This window comes from Amphritea atlantica (genome assembly GCA_024397875.1).
Classification (GTDB): Bacteria; Pseudomonadota; Gammaproteobacteria; order Pseudomonadales; family Balneatricaceae; genus Amphritea; species Amphritea atlantica_B.
Window position 1 is genome coordinate 2,679,469 of the sequence record CP073344.1, and the last position, 14,503, is coordinate 2,693,971.

At 51.1% G+C, this 14,503-nt stretch carries 15 protein-coding genes; all 15 read right to left on the minus strand.

Going from position 1 to position 14,503, the window contains the following annotated elements; all coding sequences use genetic code 11:
* Positions 1-39 precede the first annotated feature (39 nt).
* The gene (locus tag KDX31_12285) at positions 40-1,449 is read right to left on the minus strand and encodes an aldehyde dehydrogenase family protein (protein ID UTW02138.1); all 1,410 of its coding nucleotides are present in this window, start codon (positions 1,447-1,449) and stop codon (positions 40-42) included.
* A gap of 67 nt (positions 1,450-1,516) precedes the next feature.
* On the minus strand, positions 1,517-2,833 hold the full coding sequence (locus KDX31_12290) for a hypothetical protein (GenBank protein ID UTW02139.1): 1,317 nt from the start codon (positions 2,831-2,833) through the stop codon (positions 1,517-1,519).
* A 280-nt stretch (positions 2,834-3,113) separates the two neighbouring features.
* Positions 3,114-3,491 carry a group II truncated hemoglobin gene (locus tag KDX31_12295; GenBank protein UTW02140.1) on the minus strand — a complete coding sequence of 126 codons (378 nt, stop codon included), beginning with the start codon at positions 3,489-3,491 and terminating at the stop codon, positions 3,114-3,116.
* A 9-nt stretch (positions 3,492-3,500) separates the two neighbouring features.
* Entirely contained in the window at positions 3,501-4,730 is a 1,230-nt protein-coding gene (locus KDX31_12300; GenBank protein ID UTW02141.1) for a multidrug effflux MFS transporter, read from the minus strand.
* Between the two features lie 86 nt (positions 4,731-4,816).
* Entirely contained in the window at positions 4,817-5,746 is a 930-nt protein-coding gene (locus tag KDX31_12305) for a flavin reductase (protein ID UTW02142.1), read from the minus strand.
* Positions 5,747-5,789: 43 nt separating this feature from the next.
* A complete protein-coding gene (locus KDX31_12310) occupies positions 5,790-5,981 on the minus strand; it encodes a 2-hydroxymuconate tautomerase family protein (GenBank protein ID UTW02143.1) in 192 nt (63 codons plus the stop codon).
* A gap of 167 nt (positions 5,982-6,148) precedes the next feature.
* Entirely contained in the window at positions 6,149-7,072 is a 924-nt protein-coding gene (locus KDX31_12315; protein ID UTW02144.1) for a catechol 2,3-dioxygenase, read from the minus strand.
* Between the two features lie 113 nt (positions 7,073-7,185).
* The gene (locus KDX31_12320) at positions 7,186-7,677 is read right to left on the minus strand and encodes a universal stress protein (GenBank protein UTW02145.1); all 492 of its coding nucleotides are present in this window, start codon (positions 7,675-7,677) and stop codon (positions 7,186-7,188) included.
* Positions 7,678-7,756: 79 nt separating this feature from the next.
* Positions 7,757-9,073: a TRAP transporter large permease gene (locus KDX31_12325; protein UTW02146.1), complete on the minus strand. Its 1,317-nt coding sequence runs from the start codon at positions 9,071-9,073 to the stop codon at positions 7,757-7,759.
* 4 nt (positions 9,074-9,077) lie between these two features.
* Positions 9,078-9,632, minus strand: a complete 555-nt coding sequence (locus KDX31_12330) for a TRAP transporter small permease (GenBank protein UTW02147.1) — start codon at positions 9,630-9,632, stop codon at positions 9,078-9,080.
* Positions 9,633-9,644: 12 nt separating this feature from the next.
* Positions 9,645-10,631 (minus strand): TRAP transporter substrate-binding protein, encoded by a 987-nt coding sequence (locus KDX31_12335; protein UTW05384.1) that lies wholly within the window; start codon positions 10,629-10,631, stop codon positions 9,645-9,647.
* 248 nt (positions 10,632-10,879) lie between these two features.
* Positions 10,880-11,836 (minus strand): oxidoreductase, encoded by a 957-nt coding sequence (locus KDX31_12340; protein UTW02148.1) that lies wholly within the window; start codon positions 11,834-11,836, stop codon positions 10,880-10,882.
* 72 nt (positions 11,837-11,908) lie between these two features.
* Positions 11,909-12,670, minus strand: a complete 762-nt coding sequence (locus KDX31_12345) for an SDR family oxidoreductase (GenBank protein ID UTW02149.1) — start codon at positions 12,668-12,670, stop codon at positions 11,909-11,911.
* Positions 12,671-12,680: 10 nt separating this feature from the next.
* A complete protein-coding gene (locus KDX31_12350; GenBank protein ID UTW02150.1) occupies positions 12,681-13,160 on the minus strand; it encodes a hypothetical protein in 480 nt (159 codons plus the stop codon).
* A gap of 27 nt (positions 13,161-13,187) precedes the next feature.
* The gene (locus KDX31_12355; GenBank protein UTW02151.1) at positions 13,188-14,465 is read right to left on the minus strand and encodes an aromatic ring-hydroxylating dioxygenase subunit alpha; all 1,278 of its coding nucleotides are present in this window, start codon (positions 14,463-14,465) and stop codon (positions 13,188-13,190) included.
* Between the last annotated feature and the right edge of the window lie 38 nt (positions 14,466-14,503).

Consider the following 14,503-nt stretch of genomic DNA (forward strand, 5'->3'; position numbering starts at 1 on the left):
GCTGCTTCCTATTCAGCGCTGCGCACTCAGCATCAATAATTATTTATTGATATTAAGAACCTGCGCAGAGGTGTATTCCATCAGACCTTCCTGACCAAACTCAACGCCGAAGCCTGACATCTTACAGCCACCGAAAGGCGCATAAGGCAGCAACTCGGCATGACCATTAACCCAGGCGGTACCGCACTCCAGACGACCGGCAATCTGAGTCGCTTTAGCAATATCAGACGACCAGACAGATCCACCCAGCCCCACGTCTGCAGCATTGGCGCGTTTGATCGCATCCTCAACATCACTGTAACGGATAATTGGCAAAACCGGGCCGAACTGTTCCTCATCGACCAGACGACAGCCGTCAGTCACATCAGCAACCAGCGTCGGGGGATAAAAGTATCCGGCACCGTCCATCGGCGACCCACCACAGATAATCCGGGCACCATTGGCGCGGGCATCTTCCACCAGCTCGTTTACCAGATTCAGCTGAGCACGGTTCTGTACCGGCCCAAAAGTCACCCCCTCGTTCAGACCGTTACCCATCACCTGTTTAGCGGCGACATCAGCCAGTTTTTCACACAGTTCTTCATAGATAGAGTCGTGCACATAGAGACGCTTCAACGCGGCGCAGGTTTGCCCCATATTGAGGAACGCTGTCTGGAAAATACCCTCGGCAACTACCGCAGGATCAGCATCTGGCAACACGATACCGGCATCATTTCCGCCCAGTTCCAGAGTCAGACGTTTAAGGTTATCGGCGGCACCGCGCATAATGGTTTGCCCGGTTGGGGTCGATCCGGTAAATACAATTTTGCGGATGCCCGGATGTCGGGTCATACCGCTGCCAATACCACTTTCACCGGTAACGACATTGACCAGCCCTGGAGGCGCGACTTCATTGATAATCTCCACCAGACGGATGGTATTCAGCGGTGTCAGGCCGGAGGGTTTAGAAACCACCGTATTACCGGAACGAATCGCCGGCATGATATGCCAGACAGCGATCATCAGTGGCCAGTTCCACGGCGTGATAGAGCCAACGACGCCGAGAGGCTTACGATGTACCTCAACCCGTTTAGTGTCACTGTCTTCAAGAATATCCACAGGCATTTCCAGCTCTGCGGTCGCACGGGTCCAGGCAACAGCGCCGCCGACTTCCATCTGTGCCAGAAACAGCGGCTTACCCTGTTCCTCAACGATAATCTGTGCCAGCTCAGCAGCATTCGCCTCAATACGATCAGCGATATCATGAAGCAACTTTTTCCGCTCGGCATCGCTGGAGTGCTGCCAGCTTTCATAACATGCCTGTGCGGCACTGACCGCTTCATCCAGCTGTTCAACACTTGCCTGAGGGCAGAGAGCAACCACTGCTTCGGTCGCCGGGTTCAGAACGTCAAAAAAACCACCCTGAGGCGCGGTCTTCTGACCATTAATCATCAGTGAATACTCTTTCATACTCATATTCCTTTGTTGGAGAAATGCAGGGCCCCTTTCGAAGCCCTGTTTTTTTATAGTTATGTAATCAGAACGGCACGATTGCGATAATCTGTGCATAGGTATTGGTGTTATCGTTACCCTGCGAACTGTTGGCATTATCCGGGGTGTAGAAGCCCAGAACCGGACTGATAATCAGATGATCCATCGCCACCCACTCAGCCCAGATATTCAGTTCATTCGCAGACAGGTCCACAGCATCAGTGTCATTCTTATCTTCAAAGTTGAAGTAGCCGGCCCCCACTGTAAGCATCTCAGTAGGATGTGCTGTTACACCGAGGTAGTTAATATCGGTACCCGTACCGAAAGGTCCGGCGTAGTTTGCAGCCACTTCGCCCTGGAACCAGGTGCCGTAGCCACGGTTAAAGCCGAAGAACAGTGGATCATAGCCTGCATCATAGCTCGTGAAACGGTAGTTAACGCTTGGAGCCCATGGCGCATCAGCAAAGGTCCAGCCCGCTTCAGCATACCAGGCATTCGTGTCATCACCGGTTACACCATCTTCCTGAGATACGTACTCAGAAGAGAGGAACAGGTTTTCAACACCGGCATTACCCTGATAGCGAACGCTGATGGTTTTCTGGCCGTCACGCCCCTCAAGCCCCATGAATGCAGCTTCACCAGCATCCACACCCAGGCCTTTGATATACATCGCGCCAAAGGTGCCTTTTTCAGTCACATATTCAAGGTTGACACCCGCCAGCTCCGTACTGGCCTGTCCGGCATTATCCGACTCAATCCAGAAAATGTCTGAGCGAACTCCATCATCACCGCCAACACGGGCAACCACGGTTTTATCAAATGCTTTACGGGCCGCCAGCCAGTAGGCACCACCACGGTCAGGCTCAAACGCAGGGTCAATACCCTCAAGGCCTTTACCTAAATTAAGAGAATCACCATTAAGAATAAAACCATCACCGATGGTCAGATTCTGACGACCGACAGAGAGTTCAAACATGTCGGTGCGCACCCCGATATAGAGGTCCTCAATTTTGGTTTTATTTTCGTCTCCGGTGGTCAGACCGGCGGCATCTCCATCCCCCCAGGTACCGGAAGACACAGCATTAGCAGCGCCGAACAGGGATGCCCCATTACTCAGATCTCGTGACCCACTAAAACCGTACTTAATATAGCCTTCCTGCCAGCCTGGTTCTGATTCACTATTACCATAGGTTTCATCACTGCTGAACACACCAAAAACAGCTTCCACATCCAGATTAACCTCAGTCCCATCCTGTGAGTAAAGGTTGTAAGCCTGTGCCGGCATAGCCATGGCTGCAGTTGCTGCAGCAACCGCAGCAGATAGCAGGTAACCAGACAGGTTATGGCCATTTGATTTCTTCATCGATATTTCCTCCGCGAACACGCGATATTTTTATAATCGTCAGGCAGCGGATCTTCGCCGCTGTCTTGCAGTGACTGCCGATTAACCTGTCAGAGTTCGAAGGGGAGAACTCTATACAGGTCAGGACAGACTGAGCACAGGAAACAGAGTAACTTCAGGGTGTAAACCAGATTTCGTGGAAATGTATAATGTTGTATGAAGATGTAACGAAATATAACAAGAAGAGGATATGGGCTTTCTCAGCGTAAGAAAGCCCGGATTAAAAAGGATAACTGCCCCGCTATTCAGCGTTACGCATCATCTCGGCCAGGTTGAAAACAGGCTCTTTCAACATATGAATCAGTTCATCTGAAGCATTCAGATTTACCAGTGCCTGATCCATGCAACGTAACCACTGGTCCCGTTCGTCACTGCCGATATCAAACCTGGCGTGCTGACTCGACAGACAGACCGTCCCATGCTTTTGAAAATAGAGATCAGGGCCACCCAGCCAGCCAGATAAAAACATGAACAGTTTTTCGGCAACCTCCGTCGTATCTTTTGCATGCATAGCGCGAATCGTGCTGGCTTCAGTGCGTTGCGACATCACCTTGTAAAGCTCATTCGCCAGCGCTCTGACACCGCTCTCACCGCCTAGCAGTTCGTATGGAGTAGACATAAAACCTTCCTATGACTTAACTAATTCAACAGGACGCTGGCTGTGAATGACATTTGCTCTGTGAATGAACAGCGCAGAACCACTGGCCAATAAACCAAACCCCGCCACTAAAGGTAACACAGTGCCATCAAGCAGTTGTCCCACCAGGGTGCCTGACACCACCGCCAGCAGGGTTGAGACATTGCCAATCACTGCCGATGCGGTACCTGCAATATGGCCGAACGGCTCCATCGCCATGGCATTAAGATTACCAAATTGTAGCCCGACAAAAAACAGTGTTATCCCGAGGTAGATCATCAACCCCCAGAGCGGCGGAACGCCCTGCAACATCAATGCAATTAGATACATAACAGACGAGAGCAACACCACCATCACAGCGGCACTCAGCGCTAGTCGTTTCGTGCCAAAGCGCATCACTAAGCGTGAATTCAGGTATGAGGCACCCGCAAAGCTAATAGTCAGAGTCGCGAATAATAGCGGGAAGGCAGCACCCATCTTATAGATCCCTTGCAAAACCGGCTGAACGGAGTTGAGAAAACCGATAAATGCACCGAAGATAAACCCCAGAGCAACGACGTAATAAACCGCAACGCGCTCGTTCACCATACGCCGCAGATTTCTCAGGGTCTCTTTTACTGAAAATGGCACTCTGTCCTCAACGGCCAGCGTCTCCGGTTGCCTTAACCAGAACCATAGCCAGGCAACAATGGCTAAACCCAGCAGGAAAATAAAGATCTGTCGCCAACCGAACAGCCACAGTATCCCCTGACCGATCAGCGGGGCTATCACCGGAGAGATGATAAAGACTGTCATCACCAGCGACAGCACCCGGGCCATTTCATTGCCTTTATACTGATCGCGGATAATGGCCAGGGTGATAGTTCTGGGTCCCGCAGCACCGAGCCCCTGCAGAAAACGGCCAAGCAGCATCATCTCCAGGTTATCTGAAAACAGTGCCACCAGGCTACCGAGCACAAAGATCATAATTCCCAGAGAGATAGCGACTTTGCGCCCTTTCGCATCGGCCAGAAATCCATAGATTAACTGCCCAACAGCCATACCGGCATAGACAATCGCAATCACCAGCTGAATATCATTGCTATCGCTGACATTCAGGTCTGACGCCATCGGACTCAGTCCCGGCAAAACCGCATCGATCGAAAGCGCCACCATGCACATCAGCAGCGCCATTAAGGCAACAAACTCTCCAGACACATGGTGCTGTTTTATCTGTTTCATTGAGCATACTCAAACGGCAGACAGGGTTTCAAAATAAACTCAGGCCCCGGCCCATTTATGTTAAAAGCCAAGTGGTAAAACCGTATTTAAGGGCGGCTTTCCATAATCGCTCGTAAGCCGTTTTTCAACTGTCTGGACTGATCATCAGACAGTGCGCTCAGGACTTCAGCTTCGTGTTGCTTGGCCAGATCCAGCAGTTTATCGGCCAGCGAGATACCCGCAGGCAACAAACTAAGCGAACAGTCGACCAACTGAACCAGTCCCCGGTCCTGCATCCACTCAGCAGTCTGTATCAGCGCCACTGCTGGCTGCATCACTAACGGAGCCAGATCATCGGTTTTCATGGCACCATGATCACGGAGCATCGCCAGTATGCGCCACTCTTCCGGGTTAACACCGCCGTGTGCCTGCAACTTCGGATAAAGATCCGAACTGAAGCGATTATAGGACTCACGCAACATATACAGCAGATAGTCTGAGATAAACTCTCCGGACTCGTCTCCGGCATCGTATTTAACCGTGGACGGATGCTGGCTGGAGACGGAATAGCTCCCCCGGGCAAATACCAGTGGCAGGTTGCTGTCGTTATAGCGATAATCCAGCACCTCACCCACCAGAATCAGATGATCGCCCCCTTCATACACAGCCCAGGTTTTACATTCAAACTGGGCTGAATAATCGTTCAGCAGCGGACTGTCACCGACACCTTTGCCATAGAGAACATCTTTAAACTTATCTTCGCCACGGCTGGCAAACCGATTAGACAGATCAACCTGATCCCGACTCAGTACATTCACGGCAAAGTGTTCCGAGTTTTCAAAGGCCGCCAGACTGTGCGCGCCCTTATCAATACTCCACAAAATCAAAGGTGGCTCAACAGACACAGAGTTGAAGCTGCTGGCGGTCACACCGATCGGCTGGCCCTGCTGATCATTTGTTGTGATAACCGTAACACCGGTCGGAAATTGCGAAAGCGCGCGGCGAAAATCGCGCACATCAAAATTTTGCATACTCATACTTACCACCTTTTATTCTTTTAGAACTATCGCCCCGAATGATTTACCTGCCCAACTGATCGGCCGGTACGCCGGATATGCCAAAGTGTTTTTTAGGAATCTCCTGCAACAACACTCTGATGCTCTCTTCCGGTGAGGAGATAGCACTCATCACCGCATCAGTTACCTCTCGGATCAGCGCTGTTTTTTGCTCATCAGTACGCCCTTCCATCATCTGAATATTTACGATTGGCATGTTAATCACCCCTTCAGCTGTTAATAAAATTATCTGTAAACGGTCTGTTTTTCATATCAAGATGAAACAGAAAACCGCAGTTGTCCGATGTGAATAACGCTTGCTACTCACACCGGGACGCCGCTGAAACCCGAACCGGTCAGGTCAGAGCACTTGGATAAGAGCTCTTAAGTAAGAACACTGAGAAAGCGCTCGTTGAGCACCCGGTCATGATAGAAAATCGCCTTACCCAGATCCTCAGCTTTCCAGGTCACCGGCTCATGATCGGGGTAGTGATAATCACCACCGCAGAACACTTCGTTACGGTTACCCGACGGATCGAAAAAGTAGATCGTCTGACCATGGGTCAGGCCGTGACGGGTAGGACCGATATCGATAGAGGTATTGGTCATGGAGATCAGATCCGCAGCACGCAGTACCGATTCCCAGGTTTCCAGGAAGAACGAGGCATGGTGGAATTTACCCGGCTCCGGACAGTCGATAAACGCCACATCGTGAGCTTTCATGCTGGCCGTCAGGAACGCGGCGACACGGTTACCTTCCGGATCGACCACCTGTTCGGCCAGATCGAAACCCAGCACATCACGAAACAGCGCATAGGTGGCTTCCACATTCGGCCCGTACAGCAGACAGTGATCAAAGCGGGTGGCCTTCATCCCTTTCAGATCCCTCGGCCAGGCTTCCGGGTTGACGTTAGACACGCCCCACTTACCGGTCTGTTCCTTCTCCGCATAGAGTTCAAAACGATGCCCGGTCGGCGCTTCAAAGCGGATCCGGCGACCACAACCACTCAGCTCGCCCGCAGCAATATGCTCAACATCGCAGCCATAGGCCTTAAGATCGCTCTCCAGCTGCTCCAGCACTGTGCTGTTGAGCACTTTAAAGGCCATAAAGTCCATGCCCGGCTCATCCGCCTGACGCAACACCACGGAGAATTTATCCACTTCGGTCCAGCCTTTCAGGTAGGCACGCCCCTGACTATCCCGTTCAACTTCAATCAGCCCCAGCAGATCCCGATAATGGGCCACCGCCTCTTCGATATCCAACACCCGGAGTTGTAGATGACCGGGACGCATTACACCCTTTTTCATTTTGTGAATCCTCTTATTGTTATTTTTGTGAGCTGTTTTATGAGCTGTATTAGTTACATCACTGTATTGGCATCGTCTTGACCGGCTATTTGTTATCACCGATCTCGACACCGTTAATTTTCAATCGGTACAATCATCACCGGCCGGTTACTCAGCTGCATCACTGACTGTGCCGTTGAACCGATAAAAAAACGTCCCAGCACTGAGTGAGTTCGGGAACGCGTTCCCATCACAATCAGATCAGCATCCAGTTCATCAGCAACCTGAATAATGGTTTCTGCAGCGGGCCCCTCCTCAATCCGGGCAAGCGGATGTTCAGGCAACGGCTCGCGGTCGGAAAGCTCCCGAAGACAGAATTCCGAGATACGGCTTTCCATCAGCGCTTTCAGATTAGCGAAACCTTCAGAACGCATCCCGGCAATCACCTGTGGATTAAGATATCCTTCCAGTAAGGTTGTCGTTGAAGGGCTGACCGGCTCAACAACATTCAGAAAGACCAACTTAGCCTTATGCTTAAAGGCCTCTTTCGCGGCCATATAAAACGCTCTCTTCGAGCCATCACCCAGGTCGGATGCATACAGAATTGTTTTGATATCGGGGATCATGGTTTAACCCTGTTTATTGTTGTATTTTCGCTTACAGAGGCGCCAACCAGAGCGCCTCCCTCTCCCAGGGGCTCTGGCTCTACCCCACCATGCCCGGCAGGATCAGCGAAATTGCCGGAACCGTAGCGATTAATAGCAGGCGCACGATATCCGCGATCCAGAAAGGGGTAACCCCTTTGAAAATCGTCGCTAATCTGACATCCGGCAGCACCGACTTAAGCACAAAGACATTCAGCCCCACCGGCGGCGTTATCAGGCTGATCTCTGTCACGACCACAACCAGTATGCCAAACCAGATCAGATCAAAACCCATCGCCTGAACCAGTGGATAGAACACCGGGACCGTCAGCAGGATCATCGACATACTTTCCAGAACACACCCCAACAGCACATAGATAGCGATAATTGCCACAATCACCCAGATTGGGCTCAGGTCCATTCCCAGAACCGTATCGCGCAGCGAGTCAGGTAGTCCGGCCAGATTGATGAAGTTGGAGAACAATACCGCGCCGATCACCAGAAAAAACAGCATTGCTGTGGTACGCACCGTACTGACCAGTGTTTCAACCAGACGCTTAAAGGTCAGACGACGACGGAACAGCGCAATAATAAAAGCACCGGATGCACCGATACCCGCCGCCTCTGTAGGCGTGAAAATACCGCTGTAAATGCCACCCATCACAACAAGAAACAGCAGACAGATGGTCCAGACATTTCTGAAAGCGACGAAACGCTCAGTCCAGCTGGAACGCTCACCCGCAGGCCCCGCTTCCGGCTTCAGGTTTACCGTGACACTGACGGCGGCCATATAGAAGATAATGCCGATCAACCCTGGCAGTAACCCGGCGATAAACAGCTTGCCGATATCCGTTTCTGTGATCATGCCATAGACCACCAGAATCACACTGGGTGGGATAAGAATGCCCAGCGTTCCCCCGGCAGCGATTGAGCCACTGGCAAGGCCATCGGAATATTTATACTTACGCATCGAGGGCATCGCGACCTTCGACATCGTGGCTGCAGTCGCCATAGAGCTGCCGCAAACCGCCGAAAACGCGCCACAGGAAACCACCGTTGCCAGCGCTAAGCCACCTTTAAAATGGCCCAGAAACGCATTTGAGGCGCGATATAACTGGGAGGATAATCCCGCCTCAGTAATAAAGTTCCCCATCAGAATAAACAGCGGAACCACCGACAAGCTGTAGGATAAACCGGTTTCAAAGGACACCTGAGAAATCATGTTTAACGCCGCATCCCAGCCCCGGGGATTACCAAACTCCACCTGTTGCACATAGGCAAAACCACAAACCCCGACAATGCCCATGGCGTAACCCAGCGGCACACGGGCAAAGATAAGCAGTAGCAGTGCGGCGAAGCCAATCAGACTTATTTCCATAGGATTACTCCACCTCTTTAACGGCAGCACCGCTGTGATCATGGCCGAACAACTTTCTGCCTCGCTTAAACACCAGCATCAGCATCAATGACCAGGTGGACAACGAACAGCAAACCGCCATCAGAAACACCAGACCTGCAAAAGGGATCTGCAGAATAGCGGTGGTATCCTCATATTCATACGTGCGGATCGCCAGTTTCCACATCATCCAGGACAGGGTTGCAAAGGCGACAAGGTTAACCATGCAGATAGCAATATCCTGCAGTGGCTTCAGAAATGCCGGAATTGTCGAATCCATAATATCGACATCGACATGGGACCCTTCCGCCGTCACCATCGGCAAACCTAAAAAGATCAGTGAGGCAAGTAACAACTCGGTCACTTCAAAGCCACCCGGCAGGGGCGCAGAGAACAGATCCCGCCCGATTACATCCACCAGCGTCACCAGCATCATAGTAAACATGGCCAACGCTGCGGTGTAAGCAAGCACCCGTTCGAATAGAAACTCGAACGGCTGGATCCATACCTGAGCCCTGAAGATAGATTTCAAGAAGCTCATAAACGGCCCCGATTACTTGTTATAGCTTGCTGTGATCTGACGCAGCTCTGCCAGAGCAGCAGCACCATCGACACCACGCTGCTCGGTTTCTTTAATCCAGTCAGCCTCGAGGGTGGATGTACGCTGTTTTATGTCGGCGATAAACTGATCATCCGCAATGGTGATCTCATTACCGTTTTCCTTCATCTTTTTCAGTGCCGCTTTATCAGCAGCATCCCAGACACGCCCTGCAAGCTGAGAAAATGCTTCGCCGGAAACGCTCATAATGGCATCCTGATCCTGTTGTGACAGGCTGTGAAAACGATCACGGTTCATCACCAGAAAGAAGCTGATGTTATAGAGCCCACCGGGAACGATTGTGGTGTTTTTTACAATGTCATCAATTTTAAATGCACTAACCGATTCCATCGGCAGAAGTGTGCCATCAGCAACCCCGTGGGAGAGCAGTTCATAACTTTTAGACGCCGGTTTCAGAAGCGGAACCGCACCCAGTGAGGTGGCCACATCGTTCACAACGCCACCGCCGACGCGTAACTTCATGCCGTCCAGGTCCGCTACAGATGAAACCGTTTTCTGGCTGTTGTGGATCATGCCGGGCCCGTGGGTAAAGACACTGAGAAGCTGCGTATCTTTGTGCTCATTGGCTTTGGCCAGGTATTTCTGATGCACACGCCAGTATGCTACTGACAGCGCTTCGGCACTGTTACCACTAAACGGAAATTCAACCACTTTAGTCATCATAAAGCGCCCCGGTGTATAACCATGAACGCTATAGGTAATATCAGCGAGACCGTCACGGGCGATATCGTAATGGACCTTTGGATGCCCCAGCCCCTTAGCCAGAATATTGATTTTTACGCGCCCCTCAGTGACCTCTTCAACCTGTTTGCTCCAGGGCACAATCATCTGTGATACAACCGGGTGAGTCGGCGGCAACCACGAGGACAGCGTCAGCGTCGTATCCGCGCTGGCTATACCATGACTGACCGTTAATACCATTCCTACAGCAACTGTCTTGAGAAACTTTTTCATTTTAAAATCTCCTGATCGCTCTCATTTTTATATTTTTATTGAAAGTAATAGTGCTTATTAAATCGCCCGCTTCACTCGCTTTAAGTTGATAACCACCCTGAGAAGACCTCCCGTATATAGTTTACATTTCAACTATATACAGACAGTTCATCCTCTATTTCTGACACAGAAATTAAACGTCTGTCCTGCAGCTGAATCTGTTGCCGCTTCCTGAATCAGATATCCAGAACCAGCTTGCTACTTTTCGACCGTGAGCAACAAAGGATAATCTGGTCGTTATCCTCCCTCTCCTCTTCGTTGAGAAACTTATCTTTATGATCGGGGGTACCCTCCAGCACATCACAAAGACATGTGCCGCAGACACCCTGTTCGCAGGAGACATCAACCTTAATACCCGCAGCTTCCAATGCTTCAACAATGGTCTGATTTTCACCCACCATGACCGAGATACCACTCTGCTCAGCAACCACCTCGAAGGCAGTGCCTGAGGTGTCGATATCAGCATTGAAATATTCAAAATGGATATTATGTTTGCCGAATCCGGCGTTTTCAGCGGTCGCGATAACCCAATCCATAAAGCCTGAAGGGCCACAGACATAGATATGAGTATCAGCTGCCGCCGGAGCGAATGCCCCCTGAGGATCGAAACGCTGCCCGTCGCCCTCATCATCAAAGTGCAGCTTTACGCAATCACCAAACTCTGCGGCAAGTTCATCGAGAAAACCTGCACTGCTGCGGGTTCTGCAACAGTAATGCAGTTCAAACGCTTTACCCGCCGCCCGTAGTGTATAAGCCATGGTCAGCATCGGTGTGATACCAATACCGCCTCCCACCAGAATGGTGCGTTCTGCAGACAGGTCCAGAGGAAAGTGGTTGCGGGGGACGCTGATCTGAATCTCAGCCCCCGCATGAAAGTTCTTATGAATTGCAACAGAACCGCCCCGTGACGCAGGGTCATTCAAGATTCCCAATCGATAGACAGCACTGTTACCAGGGTCATTACTGAGGGAATACTGACGCACGATATCAGGTGTCACATGTACATCAATGTGGGACCCGGCATCAAAAACAGGCAGGTTATTGCCATCTTTTGCCATCAGTTCAAAGACCGCTACGGCGTCCGCCTGGTCTTCACGCTTACTAATAACAACATCAATCAGCTGTTCGCTCATAATTTCACCCTTAAAAAGTCGTACTGCCGGGCCTGCACTCCAGGCCCGACTTAATGCGCAGGTCTTAACGCCTTAGCGCATGAAAATTCCGCCATTCACATCCCAGGCTGCGCCCGTGACAAAAGACGCTTCTGGACTTGCCAGCTTCGTCACCATATCCGCGACAAACTCAGCATTACCCAGCGCTTTCACCGGAATCATCTCGTTGATTATCTGCTCCAGACGCTCGGGTGGCACCAGCGCACGTACCGATGGCAGATCGATAGGTCCCGGCGCCACAGCGTTAACAGTGACACCTGATTCTGCTAATTGACGTGCAAAGATTTTCGTCATTGTCAGGATGGCGCCTTTGCTGGAAGCATAGTGAGCCCCGGAAGCAGTGCCGCCATTCTGTCCCGCCAGTGACGCCAGATTAACGATCCGCCCATAGCCGTTGTCGGCAAAATACTGGCCAAACACCTGACAACCGAAGAAGGTTCCGCGCATGTTGACACTGACGACCTTGTCAAACTCTTCAGGGGATATCTCCATCACCGGTGTAGTCGGTGTCATCGCCGCGTTATTCACCAGCGCATCGACTTTGCCGAAACGGGCGACAGCAGCCTCAAGCGCATCAGAAAAATCATTTTTATGCAGCACATCCAGCTTCAGCGCCAACACCCGCTCCTGGGAGACATCAATCTCAAGGGCCGTGTCTTGTGCACCACCCTCATTGGCATCGGTAATGACAACCGCAAACCCTGCATTAAACAGGCTTTTAGCAATTGCTTTACCCAGCCCCTGAGCGGCTCCGGTGACCAGAGCAACCTGATCGGTATGCGTTTTCTCAGTCATCTGCGCCCCCTTAAAGGATGTAACCAATGCTGCTCAGATAAGCATCTGAGTTCTGTAAACGGATCACCTTTTCTTCGATCTGGAAATCGTTATCGGTCTTCACCAGCTTATAGGTGACATCGGCCGGATAGCTCTTCAGATTGCCATGACGGCATTCGCTCAGATACATGGCACATCGCACGCTCACATGGCTGTCGCTATCCTCAAGAATACGGAAGCGGGATAAGCCACGAACGGTTTTATCGGTTGTCTGGGTTGATACGGCTTCGCCACTCAACAGACGATTCACCCGCAAACGCCGCATCTCGGCTTTGTCGTAGGCATAATTGAGTGTATTGGCAAAGTCGGTCTCTTTAGGATCGATCGGTACGATGTACACACCGGTATCACTCCACAGATCCAGCCACGCGTTATACTCTTCAAAATCAAGCATATCGGCTTCGATACTAATAAACGCGGTCACCTGATTCAGCAAACTTAAATCTGTCATTTTTATATCTCCTCTTAATCGGGCAAATCAGGCAGTCATCATCTTTTTCCACTGCTGGTAAGCAGCGCGCATACCGGTCTCAGAACACACCGCACCGGAGACATTGCCATCCGGACTGGTGGTCAGATGGTTCTGGCCGCGATTCAGCAGAATCCACTCGCCATTACCCGCCTGAGAACCTTTCTGAACCCGTTCCCATGCTTCCGCATCATCCGGCGTTCCAAAGCCCATCGGCCCCTGAAAATGTTCATGCAATCGCAGACGCATCTGATTAAATGCCTCCGGGGCACCGTCACCACCAAGCGCTACATGATGGATCTCAGTCTCATTCACAGAGACCGGTGCCAGCACGCGAAAAAACGCCATCGAACAGGCAACGTTGGGAAACAGGTTGAGGTTGAAGCCGGAACCGCCGACCGCACGCACCATACGACGAACCTCAAGATCGGAGTGTCCCTCAGCAGCCAGCTCATCCGCCAGCGCCTGGAAGCGTTCGGGAATCGGGGCTTCAAGATCATGATCCAGATCGACCAGTTCAGGAATCATCACCATCACACTGTGACCATTACCCAGATCCTCTACATGCCCTTCACCGTCCAGGAAGTCGAAAATATCTGCGGTTTGTTCATCAACGGAGGAGACAAAAGATTTATGCACAATTGGGAAGTGGTAAGCATCGGTGGTATTTTCCAGCTGAATTTTCCAGTTACCCGGAAAACGGAAACGATGATCACCCAGAACTTTCAGGGGGAAACCGCCACCCTGTTTAACAAACAGGTCGATCCACTTTCTAGCCCCACCGAGAAACTCTTCCAGTGGCTGGATATCCTCTTTGAAGGTCGCAAAAATCAGTCCCTGGTAGGTTTCAAAGCGCAGACTGATCAACGGCAGTTCTGACTTATCAAATACGCCTTCATACTCTTCCGGCTTGGGAATTGCCCGCAGTGCACCATCGAGAGAGTATCCCCAGCCATGGTAAGGACACATAAAGCTTTTGGTTTTACCCCGCTTGCCTTCACAGACCGTGGCGGCACGGTGACGACAGCGATTCAGCAATACATGAATATTGCGCTTACGATCACGGCTGACAATCACCGAATGACGACCGATCATCGCGGTTTTGTAGGAGCCCACCTCCGGGACTTCACTCTCGTGGCCGACCCAGACCCAGGTGTTGTTAAAAACCTTATCCAGCTCTTCCTCGAAGATCTCTGGATTAGAATACAGAGAGGTGTGGACTTTATCCGGCTTGACCATACTCTCGTAATCAGCCGCGATATTTTTTACATTGATCATATTGCTCATGGGATTCCCCAACTATTGTTCTTTTATTAACTGCATTA